Here is a 16,095-nt window from a genome sequence, read left to right as displayed (position 1 = left end):
GTGTACAGGAAATCAATTCAGGGCTTGTACATCAGAACGACATTCGGGCAGGGCACTTCGGCCCGCCAGCCGTGGTGGCGGGCGAGCCAGCGCAGTGTGGCCTCCCGGTAAAAGACCACGTGGGTGGGGTCACGCCGGTAGTGCCATTGGGCGAATCGCGTGTCGTCGGTCTGGAAGCGGGTCATCAGCGCCAGCCAGCCACCGGGCCGCAGCAGACGGTCCAGTCGGCGGAACTCGGTGGCCGGGTCGTGGAAATGCTCGGCCACCTCGGTGCAGGTGATGAAGTCGTAGGTGGCCTCGAGCGTCGCGCCATCCGGGTGGAAGAACGGGTCGTACAGCGCGACCGTGTGGCCTGCTTCGCGCAGCATGCCGGCCAGCACCGGCCCGGGCCCGCAACCGAAGTCCAGTCCATCGCTTCTCGGCCGCAGGCGCTGCAGCAGTGGCGTGGCGAGGCGTGCCAGGAACGATCGGTAGCCGTCGTCGTCGTCGGTGTTCTGGTGCAGCGCGTACTCGGCGCGTTCGGCTTTGATCGAGGGCCGCTGGTCCGGGAAAAGGAAGGTGGCCTCGCACCGTTCACAGCGGCCGTAGGCGCGCTCCCCGACGACCTGGAACGGCCGGCCCTCCTGGCCTTCGCACACGGGGCAGCGCATGGCAGGCGGCCGGTCTACTTCCAGCGCACGGGTTCGATGTGCACGCTGCCCTTCTCGCTGGATAGCGTGAGTGCGCCTTCCTGCACCGTGGCCTGCAGCTGCATGCTGCGCTCGGCGAGTTCGGCCAGCGCGGGCGCCACTTCGGTGGGCAGCCGCCAGACCTGCAGCCGGTCGAGCCGGGTGAGCTTGTTCTCGATGCCGCGCCACCAGACGTCGGCGGCGCTGCCGAAGGCGTAGACGACCACCGCATCGGCCTTGCTGCAGGCCTTGGCCAGCGGCTTGTCTTCGGGCTGGCCCACTTCGATCCACAGGCGTTTGCGGCCGGTGAAGTCGGTCAGCGAGGCGTCCGGGTCATCCGGGTCGGACAGCCCGGCACCGAAAGCCAGCGTGCCGTCGCCGCGGCAGGTGTCCTGCAGCTCGTGGGCCTGGATCGCCAGGGCCACCAGGCGGACCATCATGCGCTCGTCGGTCTCGCTGGGGTGGCGGGCCAGGGTGAGCGCGTGGTCGGCGTAGTAGCCGTGGTCGATGTCGGCGATCTGCAGGTTCGCCTTGAAGATGGTGGACTTGAGGGCCATGAGCGAAACACCCCCCGCGTCGCCTTCGGCGCCACCCCCCTCGAGGGGGGCGACACCTTGGGCCGGCGGAGCCGGACCCTCGGTGTCTCTGGTGGGCGTCGCCTCGAGCAGGGCGAAATATGGATTGAACGAAAAAAAGCGGGCCCCGTTGCCGGAACCCGCTTTTTGAGATGCTGGTGGCGATAGGTGGACTTGAACCACCGACATCAGCATTATGAATGCTGCGCTCTAACCAACTGAGCTATATCGCCAGCGAAGCGCGCATTATAGACAGTTTTTTGGGCGTCCTCAGTTCACCGGTTCTTGAAGTCCGGCTTGCGCTTGTTCACGAAGGCATCCATGCCTTCCTTCTGGTCTTCGGTGGCGAACAGCGCGTGGAACAGGCGGCGTTCGAACATGACGCCGTCGGACAGCGTGCCCTCGAAGGAGCGGTTCACGGCTTCCTTGGCCGCCATCACGCTGGGCAGCGAGAGGCCGCAGATCACCAGCGCGGCACCCAGTGCCTCGTCCATCAGCTTGTCCAGCGGCACCACGCGGCTGACCAGTCCCGCGCGCTCGGCCTCGGTGGCGTCCATCATGCGGCTGGTGAGCACCATGTCCATGGTCTTGGCCTTGCCCACCGCGCGCGGCAGGCGCTGCGTGCCGCCCGCGCCGGGGATGATGCCCAGCTTGATTTCCGGCTGGCCGAATTTCGCGTTGTCCGCCGCGATGATGAAGTCGCACATCATCGCCAGTTCGCAGCCGCCACCCAGTGCGAAACCGCTCACGGCGGCGATCACCGGCTTGCGGATGGCGCGGATGGTTTCCCAGTTGCGGGTGATGTAGTCGCCGTTGTAGACGTCGGCGAAGGTGTAGGTGGCCATCGCGCCGATGTCGGCACCGGCAGCAAAGGCCTTCTCGCTGCCGGTGACGATCATGCAGCCGATGTCCTGGTCCGCGTCGAAGGCCTTAAGCGCCGCACCCAGTTCGTCCATGAGCTGGTTGTTGAGCGCGTTGAGCTGCTTGGGCCGGTTGAGCGTGACGATGCCCACGCGGCCTTCGGTGCGCACGGTGATGCATTCGGGTGAGGTGGCGGTCATGGCGTCTCCTGCGGAAGGTATCGATGAAAGCCCATCACTATATCGGGCCGCACCAAGGGAAAACATTAACCGACCGATTGGTTGGTTAATGGTAAATTGCAGCCGACACCAACGAATTCCGCAGGAGACAAGCCGACATGAGCAACGCCACCGTCGTCTATGAAGAGCGTGGGGCTGTGGCCCTGGTCACGCTCAGCCGCCCTGAAGCGCTGAACAGCTTCACGCGCCAGATGCACACGGATCTCTGGGCCGCGCTGGACCGCGCCGAGGCCAACGCCCAGGTCCGGGCACTGGTCATCACCGGGGCGGGGCGCGGTTTCTGCGCGGGGGCCGATCTCTCCGAGTTCGACTTGGCACCCGGCCCCGATCTGGTGAAGCGCGCCGACCCCGGCCCGGTGATCGACCAGGCGTTCAACCCCACGGTTCGCCGTCTGCAGAAGCTGCGCATGCCGACCATCGCCGCCGTGAACGGTGTGGCGGCCGGTGCCGGTGCCTCGCTGGCGATGACCTGCGACATCGCCATCGCGGCCACCGGCGCGAGCTTCATCCAGGCCTTCAGCAAGATCGGGCTGATCCCCGATGCCGGTGGCAGCTGGTTCCTGGTCGAGCGCCTGGGCCTGGCGCGGGCCATGGCCCTGGCGATGACGGGCGACAAGCTGCCCGCCGCACAGGCGAAGGAGTGGGGCCTGGTCTGGGAAGTTTCCGACGACTGTTTGGCCGCCGCGCTCGCGCTGGCCGACCGACTCGCCGTGATGCCCACCAGGGCGCTGGTCGCCACACGTGGCCTGCTGCGCGACGCCGGTACACGCACGCTGGACCAGCAGCTCGACGCCGAGCGCGACACGCAGTCGGCGCTGGGGCGCACGCACGACTACATCGAGGGCGTGATGGCGTTCCTCGAGAAGCGTCCTGCAAAGTTCAAGGGTGAATGAGCGATGAACCCACAAGAACGCGCGAGAAAAGTGGGTGAAACCATGTTCGCGGTGGATACCGCGAGCAAGAACACCATGGGCATGGAACTGCTGGCCTGCGAACCGGGGCGCGCTGTGATGCGCATGCCCGTACAGCCTCTGCACCTCAACGGACACCAGATCTGCCACGGTGGCTTCATCTTCACGCTGGCCGATTCCACCTTCGCCTTCGCCTGCAACAGCCACAACCGCAATGCGGTCGCTGCGGGCTGCAGCATCGAATTCCTGCGGCCCGCGCATGCGGGTGACGTGCTGACCTGCGAGGGCGTGGAACAGACGCTGTCGGGCCGCCACGGCATCTATGACATGCGTGTGAGCAACCAGCGTGGCGAAGTCGTGGCCATGTTCCGCGGCAAGAGCGCCGTGATCGCCGGCACCGTGTTTCCCGAGGACAACCCGTCATGAACACCCTTCCCCTGGAACCGATCGAAAAAGCCAGCATCGACGAACTGCGCGGTCTCCAGCTCAAGCGCCTGCAGGCCACTTTGCGACATGCGTACCAGAACTCACCGGTGTACCGGGCCAAGTTCGATGCCGCCGGTGTGCATCCGGACGACTGCCGCAGCCTCTCCGATCTGGCGAAGTTCCCGTTCACCACCAAGAAGGACCTGCGCGACAGCTACCCCTTCGGCATGTTTGCCGTGCCGCGCGAGAAGTGCGCGCGCATTCACGCCAGCAGCGGTACCACCGGCAAGCCCACGGTGGTGGGCTACACGCTGAATGACATCGATACCTGGGCCACGGTGATGGCGCGCAGCATCCGCGCCAGCGGTGCGCGACCGGGCGACCTGGTGCACGTGAGTTATGGCTACGGCCTGTTCACGGGTGGCCTGGGCGCGCACTACGGGGCTGAAAAACTGGGCCTGACGGTGGTGCCTTTCGGCGGAGGCCAGACCGAACGCCAGGTGCAGCTCATCCAGGATTTCCGGCCCGACATCATCATGGTCACGCCGAGCTACATGCTTGCGATTGCCGACGAGTTCGAGCGACAGGGCGTGGACCCGCGCGACAGCAGCCTGCGCCTGGGCATCTTCGGCGCCGAACCCTGGACCAACGACATGCGCCTGGCGATCGAGCAGCGCATGGGCATCGACGCGGTAGACATCTATGGCCTGTCCGAGGTGATGGGGCCGGGCGTGGCCAACGAATGCGTGGAAACCAAGGACGGCCCGACGATCTGGGAAGACCATTTCTATCCCGAGATCATCGACCCGGAGACCGGTGAACCGGTGCCCGACGGCGAGATGGGCGAGCTGGTGTTCACCAGCCTCACCAAGGAGGCCTTGCCGATCATCCGCTACCGCACGCGCGACCTGACGCGTTTGCTGCCGGGCACCGCGCGCCCCATGCGTCGCATGGAGAAGATCACCGGCCGCAGCGACGACATGATGATCGTGCGCGGCGTCAATGTGTTTCCCACGCAGATCGAGGAGCTGATCCTCAAGCGGGACGCGCTCAGCGCGCACTACCAGTGCGTGATCACGCGGCAGGGGCCCATGGACGACCTCACGGTGGTGGTGGAAACGCGCGCGGGTCTGGCGCCCGACAGCGAGGAAGCCCTGGAGGCTTCGCGCCAGCTGCAGCACGACATCAAGGTGTTCGTGGGCAGTACGGTGCTGGTGCAGCTCAGGCCGGAAGGCGGCGTCGAGCGCAGCCAGGGGAAGGCCAGGCGCGTGCTCGATCAGAGGTGAGGCACCCCCGCGGCGCTGTGCGCCACCCCCTCCAGGGGCGACTGCCTGCGGCCCGGCAAAGCCGGTTCCGCGGCAGTTCCGGAGGGAGTTGCCTCAAGCGCTGCGGGTGTCGCCCAGCCAGGGGGTCAGCTTTTCTGCGTCACCGACCGACAGCCGGACGGTGAACGATTCCGTGGGCCAGACCAGCGGCAGGCGCAGCAGGCGCTTGTCGCGCGAGACCAGGGCGGTGAGCTGGGGCCGCCGTGCGCGAAGCGGGGGCAGTTCGTCCAGCTTGTGGATGCGCCACGACTCGCCCTCGGCCCCTTTGCGGGCCGGTGGAAATTCCACCCCCAGCCACTCGTCGTTGGCCGCCAGTCCCGCTGCTTCTGCCGCACCGCCGCGCAACACGGTCTTGATCACCACGTTGCCGCCGGCCTCGCTCACCCGAAGGCCGAGCTGCTGCGCAATGGGGGCCTTGTCGTGCGCGGCTTTCACACCGCGCGTTTCCAGCAACGAGGGCAGAGGCAGTTCTTCGGTGTTGTGCACCCAGGTCGCGATCTCGCTCTCATAGCTGCGTTTTCCCTGCCGCTTGAGGGCGCGCAGCAGGTCCGCTTCGCGCATCGGTCCGCCTTCGCAGCGCTGCCAGAGTTCGCGCATCACGGCGTCGAGCGAGCTGTGCCCTTCGGCGCGCAGCGTGAGGTCCAGGCACAGCGCCACCAGCGAGCCCTTGGTGTAGTAGCTCACGGTCGCGTTGGGCGTGTTTTCGTTCATCCGGTAGTACTTCACCCAGGCGTCGAAGCTGGCCTGGGCCACGGTCTGCACCAGACGGCCCGGGGTCTGCTGCACCTGGTTGATCGTCTTGGCCACGAGCTGCAGGTAGGTGGCGTCGTCGATCAGGCCGGCGCGGCGCAGCATCAGGTCGTCGTAGTAGCTGGTGAAGCCTTCGAAGAACCACAGCAGTTCAGTGTGGTTTTCCGTGTCGTAGTCGTAGCGCGCGAACTCGGTCGGGCGCAGGCGCTTGACGTTCCAGGTATGAAAGTACTCGTGGCTGATCAGGCCGAGCAGCGTGGTGTAGCCGTCGGCGGCCTTGAGGGCGGCGGGTTTCTCACCCGCTGCGGGCGCGCGCGGCAGGTCGCTGCGCTGGCAGATCAGCGCGGTGGAGTTGCGATGCTCCAGGCCGCCATAGCCGTCGGCACTGGCGTAGAGCATGAAGACGTAGCGCGAGAAGGGTGGTGCCTCATTGCCGTGCCAGAAGGCGATCTGCGTTTCGCAGATCTTCCGTGTGTCCCGGAGGAGGCGTTCGCCATCCAGCCATTCGCCCGCGCCGGCGACGACGAAACGGTGTTCCACGCCGGCGGCGGTGAAGCGGGCGCTCCAGAAGCGGCCCATCTCAAAGGGGCAGTCGGCAAGCTCATCGTAGTTGGCGGCGCGGTAGTGCCCGAAGCCCTGGGCGTCGACGTCGTGCGGGGTCTGGCCAGTGGCCACTTCCCAACCCGCCGTGGCGTCACCCTTGACCAGTTCAAGAGCGTGTGGCTGGTCTTCCTGCCCGAGCACGCGCAGGCACAGGCTGGTGGCGTTGAAGAAGCCGCGTGAGGCATCGAGGAAGGCGGTGCGCACCGAGGCGTCGAATGCGTAGACCTCGTAGCGCAGCTCGAGCGCCTTGTCCGCGACCGAAGGGACCTGCCAGCGGTGTTTGTCGAGCTGTTTCAGGGGCAATGGCTTGCCGCCTTGCCGGGCTTGCATCTGCTGCAGGTTCTGCGAGAACTCGCGCACCAGATAGCTGCCAGGAATCCACACCGGCAGGCTCACGCGCTGGTTTCTGGCCGGTCGCTCGATGTAAAGGGTGACGGCGAAGAGATGCGCGTGCGCGTTCAGCACCGAGACGGTGTAACGCACACCGGCGCGCACGGCCTTGGCCCTGGTGCGCGTGCTCAAGGCTTGGCTTCCGCGAGTTGCTTCTCGATCTGCTCAGCGCCGATGGCGCCGGGCACGCGCGTGCCGTTGGCGAAGATGATGGTCGGTGTGCCGGTGATGCGGGCCTTCTTGCCGAACTCGAAGTTGCGCGCCACGGCGGCGGCATCGCAGGTGGCGGAAGGCGGTGCGACGTCGCGCACCATCCAGTCGATGAAGGTCTTGCCCTTGTCTTTCGCGCACCAGATGTTGCGCGATTTCTCACCCGAGTCGGCACTCAGGATCGGGTACAGGAACACGTGCACCGTCACGTTGTCGATCTTCAGCAGGTCGCGTTCGAAGCGCTTGCAATAGCCGCAGTTCGGGTCTTCGAACACCGCCATCTTGCGCTTGCCGTTGCCGCGCACGATGGTGAACGCGTCCTTCAGGGGCAGGTCCTTGAACGCAATGGCGGTGAGCTTTTCGACGCGCTGCTCGGTCAGGTCGACCCGGGCCTTGGTGTCGATCATCGACCCCTGGATGAGGTAGTTGCCCTCGGCATCGGTGTAGAAAAGATCGCTCTGGTTGACGCGCACTTCGAAGATGCCGGGCATCGGGGTCTTGCTGATCTCGTCAATGGGTGGCAGGTTGGGCAGACGCTCGGTCAGGTTCTTGCGGATGGTCGCTTCCTGTGCCAGGGCGGCCATGGACAGGGCGGCGAGGCCCGTGATCAGGAGGGATTTGAGGAGTTTCATCGTGAGGGCCTCGTGGGCATTCGGAAGAGTGGGTGGGTGAGCGAAGCGCTCACATGCCGGGTTGGCCCATGGCCTGCCGCGCGATCCAGCGCTTGAGGGGGCCGCTGCGGTCAAAACCGCTCAGGCCCCAGTTGCGCAACGCCTGCAGGCGCGAATCACCCTGGGAGAACAGGCTGAACAGGCCGTCGGTGACCCAGCCCATGGCGCCCACTTCGGCTGCGCGTGCCCGTTCGTAGCGGCGCAGCAGTTTCAGGTCGCCCAGGTCACGCCAGTACTCGCGCTGCTGCAGCACGCGCGCGAGTTCCGCCGCATCGGCCAGACCCACGTTGAGGCCCTGGCCCGCCAGCGGGTGCATGGCGTGTGCGGCATCGCCGGCCAGCGCCACGCCGCCCTGAGGGGTGCGGGCGATCCAGCGTCGGGCACGGGAGCGTTCGAGGGGCCAGGCTTGGGCGGGGCTTTCCATGTGCATGTGCCCCAGGGCATGGGCGCAACGCGCCTGCACGGCCTGGGTGAAGGTGGTGGGGTCGGCTTGCAGCCAGGTGTCGGCCTGCTGTGCAGGGACAGACCACACCAGCGCGACGGAGTTCCCCGAGATGCCGCCCAGTGGCAGCAGGGCCATCACCTCGCCATCGGCAAACCATTGCCGGGCAATGCCGCCGTGCGGCTGGTCGCAATGCAGACGCGCGGCCACCGCCTTGTGCGGGTAAGGGCGCACGTCGAAGTCCAGACCGAGCTCGTCGCGCGTCTGGCTGCGCTTGCCCTCGCAGACCACGGTGAGGGCGGCAGGCGGTGCTTCGGTCATGCGTTCGATGCCGCCCTGGAAACCCACGGCGTCGGACAGCCGCTGCTCCAGTGCCGGCACGTCCACGATCCAGGTGAGTGCGTCGGCTCCCTGGTCCTCGGCCGAGAACTGCAGTTCGCCGCCGTCGTCGCCCCACACCTGCATTTCGCACACCGGGGTGATGGGCGGCACGCGCAGATCCTGCGGATCGACCTCGGGCCAGGCGCGCACCGAGCGCAGCAGGTCGCGCGAGGCGGCGTTGATGGCGTAGGCGCGCACGTCGGGCGCGTCCTGCGGGCTGCGTGGCGTGCCGACCAGGGCCACGCGCAGGCGGTCACGCGCCAGCAGCAGGGCCAGGGTCTGGCCCACCACGCCGGCCCCACGGATGGTGACGTCGAAACGCCGGGCGGCGCCGGGACGGGGGGCAGGGGAGTTCATGTGGGGATTTTAGGAGCAGGGCACAATCCGGGCCTCGCGCCGACGATACCCCGACCCCCATCCCGGGCATGGCCCGACCACCGGGGGCTCCGCCCCGCCGAACGGCCGCCGCCGCCTTCACCCATCCACCGCTTTCAACGATCACCATGAGCGCAGACAGCCCCACCGCCGACGTCCAGGCCACCATCGCCCAGCTCTGGGTCTATCCGGTCAAGTCCTGTGCAGGCATCCAGCTGACGGAGGCCGAGCTGACCGAGACAGGCTTGCTGTACGACCGCGCGTGGATGGTGGTGGACGAGCACGGCGAGTTCGTCACCCAGCGCGAACTGCCCCGCATGGCGCTGATCCAGACAGCCTTCAGGATGGGCCAGCTGGTTCTTCGCGCCCCCGGCATGCTGTCGTTGCACCTCGCGCTGGACGCGGCCGAAGGCCCGCTGAAAGTGCGTGTGTGGGACGACGAGGTGATGGCCTGCGACATGGGCGATCTCGCGGCCCAGTGGTTCAGCGACTTTCTCGGTCCCGATGCGCCGGTCGGCCTCAAGCGGCTGCGCCTGGCGCGCTTCGACCCCGAGGTGCGGCGCGTGAGCAGCCGCAAATGGACCGGTGGCCGCGAAGCCATCACACAATTCGCCGATGGATTCAGCGTGCTCGTGACCAGCACCGCGTCGCTGGACGAGCTCAATACCCGGCTGGGTTCGGCCGGCCACGCACCGGTGGCGATGCTGCGCTTCCGGCCCAACATCGTGCTGGCCGGCATCGACGCCCACGATGAGGACCGTGTGGGCGCGATGCGCATCGACACCGGGGACGGGGTCTCGGCGTTGATCGAGCCGGTGAAGCCCTGCGGCCGCTGTCCGATTCCCAACATCGATCCGGCCACCGCGATCTCGAGCCCCGAAGTGAACGACACGCTGCAGGCCTACCGGCAGGACCCCCGCCTCGGCGGCGCCATCACCTTCGGCATGAACGCCATCGTGCTGGAAGGCGACGGGCAGATGCTGCGGGTGGGGCAGGCCGTCGGTGCCGACTGGAAGTTCGATTGATCAGGCCCCGTCCTGCATCGCGAATTCGTGGCGGTACAACCCCGGTGTCATGGCTGTGTGCTGCTTGAACTGACGCGTGAAGTGGGCCTGGTCGGCGAAGCCGCAGACATAGCCGACCTCTGCCGTTGCCATGGAACTCGAAGCCAGCAGGCGGGCCGCGCTGGACAGCCGCGCCCCCGACAGCAGGCGGGTGAAGCTCTGACCTTGCCGGGCCAACCGGCGCTGCAGCGTGCGTGGCGACGCCGCCATCTCGCTGGCCAGGAGCTCCACCGTCCAGCCCCGTCCCGGGTCGGTGACGAGGCGTTGCTGCAGCTGCGCGATCCAGTGGTCGGCCTCGATCCGACGGTCTGCATGGCGCGACCGATCGGGCTGGGCGGTCCAGCGGAATTCCCAGTGCGACAGGTCATCTGGCCATGCTGGTGTCTGCCAGTTTCCCCGAACGCGGCACCAGGCCGCATGGCCGACCGGGCGTGCCCGCAGAGCGGGGGCTCCGGCACGTTCGAAGAGCGCAGCCAGGAAGCCGAACACCAGTACATCCTCTGCAGGGGCAGGTGGTTGCCGCGGATCCCGGGAAACATGCTGGATGCGCAGCAGGCCCCGGGCGGAGTGGGTGACGCGTGTGCGATGCCGCGCGTGCACGAAGCGCTCCAGGCGCTGCCAGCGCTGCAACAGATCCAGGGGATCGCGTGCCAGGGACAGGGCGATGCCCAGTGGTTCGTCTTCCAGGTCTTGCAGCGCTTCGCCCAGCCGCACGATCACGCCCGGCCCATGGTCGCGCCACAGGCGTTCCAGCCAGGTGCGTTTGTCCGCGAGCGCAACGTGTGCATGGGGCACCGGTGGAGGTCCATCGGGCACCAGACCCTGGCGCTGCAGGCCGGCGCGCATCAGGCGCAGCATGGCTTCGGAAGCGAAGTCGTTCATGTTCTGGATGGCAGGGCCAGCACGAGAGGATCGATCGGAAACCGCTGGATGCGCACGCCAGTGGCCTCGCGCACGGCGTTGGCGATGGCCGCCGCCGTGGCCACGATGGCGGTCTCCCCTGCGCCGCCCGGGGCCCCGCCTTCGTCCACCAGCACCACCTCCAGCCGTGGAATCTGGTGCAGCGATGGTATCGGCGCTTCGGCGAAGCTGCCCGCCGCGATGCGCGCCCCAGCCGCGTGCAGCCGATCGCTCAGCGCCATGCCCAGGCCCCAGACCAGGTTGCCCTCGCATTGCGCGCGCACCTGGTCAGGGTTGATCACGGTGCCGCAATCGTGTGCGCACACCAGCCGCGTCACGGTCGTGCGGCCTTGTTCGTCCACTTCCACCTCGGCCACCACGGCGGCGTGGCTCACCTGCTTGTAGGTGCCGCAGGCCACGCCACGTCCCTGTCGCGTGCCGGCGGGGCGGGCGCGCCATGACCCGGCCTGTGCCACCGCCGCCTTCAGCACGCCGGCCAGGCGGGCGTCGCCAATGTGTTGCAGTCGGAACGCCACCGGGTCCAGGCCGGCGTGCCTCGCGCACTCGTCGATGGCCGATTCCATCGCCAGGCCGTTGGGGCCGGCGCCCAGGCCGCGCCAGGGGCCGGTGAACACGGGCAGGCGGCTCAGGGCGAACTCCGCGCGCCGGGTGGGGCATCGGTACGGCAGTTGCGCGCCGCGCGCCACGCCGGCGTCGGTCACGAAGTCGGTGAGGCGCTGCATCCACACCGGCAGGCCGGCGTTGGTGAACAGGATGTGGCTGCTCGCGAACGCGTGCCACCACTGGTCCAGCCGGCCCTCGCGCAGGCGCACGCGGATGCGGTGGCTCGATGGCGGGCGGTGGAACCCCTGCCGGAATTCCTGCGCGCGTGTCCATTGCAGCTTGACGGGATGGCGCACCGCCTCGGCCAGTACGGCCGCTTCCAGTTCCACGGTGCAGATCGTCTTGCCCCCGAAGGCCCCGCCCACGCGCGTGCCATGCACGCGCACGCGGTCTTCGTCGAGGCCCAGGCGCTTGCGGACCACGTCGCGCTGGTAGTACACGTCCTGCGAGCCCACCCAGAGGTCCAGCCCGCCGTCGGCATCGAAGGCGGCCACCGCCGCGCGCGGCTGGATGGGCGCGTGTGCCGCCAGCGGGATGTCGATGCGCAGGTCCACGTCCCACGGTCCCGGCGCATCGATGGCATCGTCGTGCACCCGGTAGCGGCATCCGTCGCCAGCGAGGTGGCGGTCCACGTCCATCGCACGGTCGATGTCGGCCTGGTCGAAGCTGCCCTCGGTCGACCAGCGCACATCGAGCGCGGCCTCGATGAGGTCGAGCGTTCCGGGTGTGCGCGCGACGATCCCCAGGCCGTCGCTCAGGCCCTGCCGCAGCCGCGCATCGCGCACCAGGGCGACGAAGCCCGGCACCTGCCGCGCGGCGGCCTCGTTCACCCAGCCGGGTGTCGATACGAGTTCCGCCGACACCGGGGCGCGCAGCACGCGGCCGAACATCATGCCGGGCAGGCGGACGTCGGCGGCGTAGAGCGGTTCGCCCGTGACGATGGCATGCCCCTGCTCCAGCGGGGCGCAACACCCCACGTGGCGGGCGTCGCGGCGAAAGGCCCGCAGTTCGCCAGCAGGGCGTGGTTCGGCCATGCGTTCGCCCTGCATGTGGCCCGCCGCCAGGGCATCGCGCAGCGTGGCGCAGGCCTGGGCGAGCGGCAGGGCGAAATCCTTCACCGATTCGCTGCCCACCGTGGCGCGCACCCGAGCCATCTCTCCCGTGTGCGGCAGGCACAGCGTGAGCTGGTGCCATTCGATGCCCAGTTCCTCGCACGCGATCTGCTTGAGCGCGGTGCCGATGTTCTGGCCCATCTCCACGCGCGGCAGCAGCAGTTCGTAGCGTCCCTCGCTGTGGCGGATCCAGCCCAGCGCGTCCTCGTAACGGGCGGTGGGCCGCTGCGGGATAACGGGCAGCGCGCACCCCGACACGAAAGCCACGCCCAGCACCGTGCTGGCCTGCAGGAATGCCCGCCGCCTCATGACCGCTCGCCCTGGAGGGCCACGGCGCGCTGCACGCCAGCGCGGATGCGCTGCTGCGTGCCGCAGCGGCACAGGTTGCCCGACAGCGCCTCGTCGATGCGGGCCGGACTGGGCGTGGGCTCCTGCCGCAACAGCGCGACGGTGGCCATGATCTGCCCCGCCTGGCAGTAGCCGCACTGCGGCACCGCTTCGTCGAGCCAGGCCTGCTGCACCGGGTGCAGGCGCCCGTTCGCGTCCGACAGGCCTTCGATGGTTTCCACCGCCCGCCCCTGCACCGCACCGACCGGCAGCAGGCAACTGCGCTGGGCGTGGCCGTCCAGCAGAACGGTGCAGGCACCGCACTGGCCCGCGCCGCAACCGAACTTCGTGCCGACCAGCCCCAGGTGCTCGCGCAGCACGGCGAGCAGGGTCTCGTCCTGCCACCCGGGCGGGATGTCGAATCGCTGACGGTTGACGAGGACGTGCATGGCGGGCTCCGTGGATGGCGATGCCGCACTGTCGCCAGCACCGCGGCGCGCGTCTTGAAGAATCGCGCCAAACCGCACCGGTCCTTGAAAAAACACGCATCGCATACACTTCACGGCTGTTTTTCCGAGGTATTCCATGAGTCTCCAATGCGGCATCGTGGGCCTGCCCAACGTGGGCAAGTCCACCCTTTTCAACGCGCTGACCAAGGCCGGCATCGCGGCCGAGAACTACCCCTTCTGCACCATCGAGCCCAACACCGGCGTGGTCGAGGTGCCCGATCCGCGCCTGGCGCAACTGGCCGAGATCGTGAAGCCCGAGCGCATCGTGCCGGCCATCGTCGAGTTCGTGGACATCGCGGGCCTGGTGGCCGGTGCCAGCACGGGCGAAGGCCTGGGCAACAAGTTCCTCGCGCACATCCGCGAGACCGACGCCATCGTCAATGTGGTGCGTTGCTTTGAAGATCCGAACGTGATCCACGTCGCCAACAAGGTTGACCCGATCGCCGACATCGAAGTCATCCAGACCGAGCTCTGCCTGGCTGACCTGGCCGCGGTCGAGAAGGCGCTGCAGCGCGTGAGCAAGATCGCGCGTTCGGGCGACAAGGAAGCCGCGAAACAGGTGGCGATCCTGGAGCGTTGCCAGACCGCGCTCAACGACACCCAGCCCGTGCGCACCATCGACTTCAGCAAGGAAGAGCGCGCACAGCTCAAGCAGTTTTTCCTGATCACCGCCAAGCCGGCGATGTTCGTGGCCAACGTGTCGGAAGACGGTTTCGAGAACAACCCGCTGCTGGACCGTCTCAAGGAATTCGCGCAGAAGCAGAACGCGCCGGTGGTGGCCATCTGCGCCAAGATCGAGGCGGAGCTGTCCGAGATGGACGACGCCGACCGGCTCGAATTCCTCAAGGAACTGGGCCAGGAAGAGCCTGGCCTGAACCGGCTGATCCGCGCGGCTTACCAACTGCTCGGCCTGCAGACCTACTTCACCGCGGGCGTGAAGGAAGTGCGCGCCTGGACCATCCACGTGGGCGACACCGGCCCGCAGGCCGCCGGGGTGATCCACACCGACTTCGAGAAGGGCTACATCCGTGCCCAGACCATCGGCTTCGATGATTACATCGCCTACAAGGGCGAACAGGCCGCGAAGGACGCCGGCAAGATGCGCGCCGAAGGCAAGGACTACGTCGTCAAGGACGGTGACGTGATGAACTTCCTGTTCTCTTCGTAGGTTCGGAACCGCCGGGTCAGGCGTTGTCCCGCACCTCGGCGGCCCACTGGCTCACGGCCACGCGCACGGGCCGGTCCTGCAGGCCTTCGATCGCTTCACCCAGCGCGTTGACCAGGCTGTCGATCTCTTCGCGTTCGGTGATGAAGGGGGGCGCCAGCTGGATGGTGTCGCCGCCGTAACGCACATAGAAGCCCATCTTCCAGCACGCCATGGCGACCTGGTGGGGTCGCAGCGCGGGTTCTCCGGGCGCGGCTTCCAGCGTGATGCCTGCGGCCAGGCCGCAGTTGCGGATGTCGAGCACATGGGGCAGGCCACGCAGGCTGTGCACCGCGTTCTCGAAGTAGGGCGCGAGTTCTTTCACCCTCTGCGGCAGCCGGTCGTTGACCAGCACGTCCAGCGCGCTCAGTGCCGCGGCGCAGGCCACCGGGTGGGCCGAGTAGGTGTAGCCGTGCGCGAACTCGAGCATGTACTCGGGGCCACCCGCCTCCATGAACGCCTCGTAGATCGCGCGGCTGGCAATCACCGCGCCCAGGGGCTGCGCGCCATTGGTCACCTGTTTGGCCACGTTCATGATGTCGGGTGTCACGCCGAAGGCCTCGGCCGCGGTCAGCGCGCCACAGCGGCCAAAGCCGGTGATGACCTCGTCGAAGATCAGCAGGATGTCGTGCTGCGTGCAGATCTCGCGCAGACGTTTCAGGTAGCCCTTGGGTGGCACGACCACACCGGCCGAACCGGAGAAGGGTTCCACGATGACTGCCGCGATGTTGGAGGCGTCGTGCAGGGCGATCAGGTCCAGCAGCCGGTCGGCGAGATGGGCGCCGTGCTCTGGCAGGCCTTTCGTGAAGCGGTTCTCCGGCAGGAGCGTGTGGGGCAGGTGGCTGGCATCCACCGACGCGCCGAAGGTCTTGCGGTTGCCCCCGATGCCGCCGACCGCGATGCCACCGAAGTTGACGCCGTGGTAGCCCTTCTCGCGGCCGACCAGCAGGGTCTTGCTGGCCTTGCCCTTCGCGCGCCAGTAGGCCCGGGCCATCTTGAGCGAGGTGTCGGCCGCCTCGGAGCCTGAGCTGGTGAAGAAGACGTGGTCCAGCCCCTCGGGCGTGAGTTCGCGCAGCTTGTTGGCCAGCGCGAAGGAACCCGGATGGCCGAACTGGAAGGCCGGTGAATAGTCCAGCTGCTCGATCTGGCGGCTCACCGCATCCGTGATTTCGGGCCGCCCATGTCCGAGCCCTGAGCACCAGAGGCCCGACAGGCCGTCGAAGATGCGTCGCCCGTCGGCGTCGAGGTAGTACGCGCCCTTGGCCCCGACGATCAGACGGGGATCGGCCTTGAACTGGCGGTTCGCGGAGAACGGCATCCAGTGCGCGTCCAGCCACTGCGCCGATCGCTGGGCGGGGGGAACGATGGGGGTCTTGTCGTTGTGCATCATGGGGTGGCGGCGTTGGGGTGGGGCTCAGATAAAGAAGCTTTCGGGTTGTGGACCGCGTTCGACAGGTGAGGCTTTGAAGTTGCCGGCGCTGAACATGCGCATGCGCGACTCGAGCAGCTCGTCCTGCAGTTGCTGCAG

At 67.7% G+C, this 16,095-nt stretch carries 14 protein-coding genes, 1 tRNA gene and 1 pseudogene; 5 read left to right on the top strand and 11 right to left on the bottom strand.

The window, feature by feature from the left end; genetic code table 11:
* Positions 1-17: 17 nt before the first annotated feature.
* From J2X09_RS18180 to J2X09_RS18165, 4 genes are all read right to left on the bottom strand, one after another.
* Positions 18-650 (bottom strand): class I SAM-dependent methyltransferase, encoded by a 633-nt coding sequence (locus tag J2X09_RS18180; protein WP_204734579.1) that lies wholly within the window; start codon positions 648-650, stop codon positions 18-20.
* Between the two features lie 14 nt (positions 651-664).
* On the bottom strand, positions 665-1,225 hold the full coding sequence (locus tag J2X09_RS18175) for a YaeQ family protein (RefSeq protein WP_204734578.1): 561 nt from the start codon (positions 1,223-1,225) through the stop codon (positions 665-667).
* Positions 1,226-1,399: 174 nt separating this feature from the next.
* Positions 1,400-1,476: transfer RNA gene (locus tag J2X09_RS18170), tRNA-Met, on the bottom strand.
* A gap of 42 nt (positions 1,477-1,518) precedes the next feature.
* Entirely contained in the window at positions 1,519-2,304 is a 786-nt protein-coding gene (locus J2X09_RS18165; protein ID WP_204734577.1) for an enoyl-CoA hydratase, read from the bottom strand.
* A 137-nt stretch (positions 2,305-2,441) separates the two neighbouring features.
* Here J2X09_RS18165 and J2X09_RS18160 point away from each other — a divergent pair, with 137 nt between their 5' ends.
* The 3 genes from J2X09_RS18160 to paaK are packed head-to-tail and all read left to right on the top strand — an operon-like array spanning position 2,442 to position 4,966.
* The gene (locus tag J2X09_RS18160; protein WP_204734576.1) at positions 2,442-3,236 is read left to right on the top strand and encodes an enoyl-CoA hydratase-related protein; all 795 of its coding nucleotides are present in this window, start codon (positions 2,442-2,444) and stop codon (positions 3,234-3,236) included.
* A 3-nt stretch (positions 3,237-3,239) separates the two neighbouring features.
* Complete coding sequence (paaI, locus tag J2X09_RS18155) at positions 3,240-3,680, top strand: hydroxyphenylacetyl-CoA thioesterase PaaI (RefSeq protein ID WP_204734575.1); 441 nt, start codon at positions 3,240-3,242, stop codon at positions 3,678-3,680.
* Positions 3,677-4,966: a phenylacetate--CoA ligase PaaK gene (paaK, locus tag J2X09_RS18150; RefSeq protein WP_204734574.1), complete on the top strand. Its 1,290-nt coding sequence runs from the start codon at positions 3,677-3,679 to the stop codon at positions 4,964-4,966. Before paaI ends, paaK begins: the two co-directional genes overlap by 4 nt.
* Positions 4,967-5,059: 93 nt before the next feature.
* On the opposite strand, the gene J2X09_RS18145 is transcribed toward paaK, so the two are convergent.
* From J2X09_RS18145 to J2X09_RS18135, 3 genes are read right to left on the bottom strand one after another with little or no spacing between them, the layout of a single operon-like run.
* On the bottom strand, positions 5,060-6,880 hold the full coding sequence (locus tag J2X09_RS18145; protein WP_374726518.1) for a M61 family metallopeptidase: 1,821 nt from the start codon (positions 6,878-6,880) through the stop codon (positions 5,060-5,062).
* Positions 6,877-7,590 carry a DsbC family protein gene (locus J2X09_RS18140; RefSeq protein ID WP_204734573.1) on the bottom strand — a complete coding sequence of 238 codons (714 nt, stop codon included), beginning with the start codon at positions 7,588-7,590 and terminating at the stop codon, positions 6,877-6,879. The genes J2X09_RS18145 and J2X09_RS18140 overlap by 4 nt, the downstream gene beginning before the upstream one ends.
* 49 nt (positions 7,591-7,639) lie before the next feature.
* Positions 7,640-8,809, bottom strand: coding sequence for an FAD-dependent monooxygenase (locus J2X09_RS18135; RefSeq protein ID WP_204734572.1), 1,170 nt, complete (start codon positions 8,807-8,809; stop codon positions 7,640-7,642).
* Positions 8,810-8,955: 146 nt separating this feature from the next.
* On the opposite strand from J2X09_RS18135, the gene J2X09_RS18130 reads away from it, so the two are divergent.
* Positions 8,956-9,852: an MOSC domain-containing protein gene (locus tag J2X09_RS18130; protein WP_204734571.1), complete on the top strand. Its 897-nt coding sequence runs from the start codon at positions 8,956-8,958 to the stop codon at positions 9,850-9,852.
* Here J2X09_RS18130 and J2X09_RS18125 read toward each other — a convergent pair whose 3' ends face one another.
* The 3 genes from J2X09_RS18125 to J2X09_RS18115 are packed head-to-tail and all read right to left on the bottom strand — an operon-like array spanning position 9,853 to position 13,303.
* Positions 9,853-10,773, bottom strand: coding sequence for a helix-turn-helix transcriptional regulator (locus J2X09_RS18125; RefSeq protein ID WP_204734570.1), 921 nt, complete (start codon positions 10,771-10,773; stop codon positions 9,853-9,855).
* On the bottom strand, positions 10,770-12,836 hold the full coding sequence (locus tag J2X09_RS18120; RefSeq protein WP_204734569.1) for a xanthine dehydrogenase family protein molybdopterin-binding subunit: 2,067 nt from the start codon (positions 12,834-12,836) through the stop codon (positions 10,770-10,772). Before J2X09_RS18120 ends, J2X09_RS18125 begins: the two co-directional genes overlap by 4 nt.
* The gene (locus J2X09_RS18115) at positions 12,833-13,303 is read right to left on the bottom strand and encodes a (2Fe-2S)-binding protein (RefSeq protein ID WP_204734568.1); all 471 of its coding nucleotides are present in this window, start codon (positions 13,301-13,303) and stop codon (positions 12,833-12,835) included. Before J2X09_RS18115 ends, J2X09_RS18120 begins: the two co-directional genes overlap by 4 nt.
* Positions 13,304-13,439: 136 nt before the next feature.
* Between J2X09_RS18115 and ychF the strand changes: the two genes are divergently transcribed.
* Entirely contained in the window at positions 13,440-14,531 is a 1,092-nt protein-coding gene (gene ychF, locus J2X09_RS18110; RefSeq protein ID WP_204734567.1) for a redox-regulated ATPase YchF, read from the top strand.
* Positions 14,532-14,619: 88 nt separating this feature from the next.
* Here ychF and aptA read toward each other — a convergent pair.
* A pseudogene (aptA, locus tag J2X09_RS18105) lies at positions 14,620-15,957 on the bottom strand (omega-aminotransferase AptA); the annotation flags it as partial.
* Between the last annotated feature and the right edge of the window lie 138 nt (positions 15,958-16,095).

Origin of the sequence: Hydrogenophaga laconesensis (assembly GCF_031457235.1) — a bacterium.
Classification (GTDB): Bacteria; Pseudomonadota; Gammaproteobacteria; order Burkholderiales; family Burkholderiaceae_C; genus Hydrogenophaga; species Hydrogenophaga laconesensis.
This window is presented reverse-complemented; position numbering and strand designations above follow the sequence as displayed.

Excerpts from the sequence above, each read along its gene's own strand:
- paaK (WP_204734574.1), top strand. The coding sequence starts at position 3,677 with ATGAACACCCTTCCCCTGGAACCGATCGAAAAAGCCAGCATCGACGAA.
- J2X09_RS18115 (WP_204734568.1), bottom strand. The coding sequence starts at position 13,303 with ATGCACGTCCTCGTCAACCGTCAGCGATTCGACATCCCGCCCGGGTGG.
- J2X09_RS18135 (WP_204734572.1), bottom strand. The coding sequence starts at position 8,809 with ATGAACTCCCCTGCCCCCCGTCCCGGCGCCGCCCGGCGTTTCGACGTC.
- J2X09_RS18175 (WP_204734578.1), bottom strand. The coding sequence starts at position 1,225 with ATGGCCCTCAAGTCCACCATCTTCAAGGCGAACCTGCAGATCGCCGAC.
- J2X09_RS18160 (WP_204734576.1), top strand. The coding sequence starts at position 2,442 with ATGAGCAACGCCACCGTCGTCTATGAAGAGCGTGGGGCTGTGGCCCTG.
- J2X09_RS18140 (WP_204734573.1), bottom strand. The coding sequence starts at position 7,590 with ATGAAACTCCTCAAATCCCTCCTGATCACGGGCCTCGCCGCCCTGTCC.
- paaI (WP_204734575.1), top strand. The coding sequence starts at position 3,240 with ATGAACCCACAAGAACGCGCGAGAAAAGTGGGTGAAACCATGTTCGCG.
- J2X09_RS18120 (WP_204734569.1), bottom strand. The coding sequence starts at position 12,836 with ATGAGGCGGCGGGCATTCCTGCAGGCCAGCACGGTGCTGGGCGTGGCT.
- J2X09_RS18125 (WP_204734570.1), bottom strand. The coding sequence starts at position 10,773 with ATGAACGACTTCGCTTCCGAAGCCATGCTGCGCCTGATGCGCGCCGGC.
- J2X09_RS18180 (WP_204734579.1), bottom strand. The coding sequence starts at position 650 with ATGCGCTGCCCCGTGTGCGAAGGCCAGGAGGGCCGGCCGTTCCAGGTC.
- ychF (WP_204734567.1), top strand. The coding sequence starts at position 13,440 with ATGAGTCTCCAATGCGGCATCGTGGGCCTGCCCAACGTGGGCAAGTCC.
- J2X09_RS18130 (WP_204734571.1), top strand. The coding sequence starts at position 8,956 with ATGAGCGCAGACAGCCCCACCGCCGACGTCCAGGCCACCATCGCCCAG.
- J2X09_RS18165 (WP_204734577.1), bottom strand. The coding sequence starts at position 2,304 with ATGACCGCCACCTCACCCGAATGCATCACCGTGCGCACCGAAGGCCGC.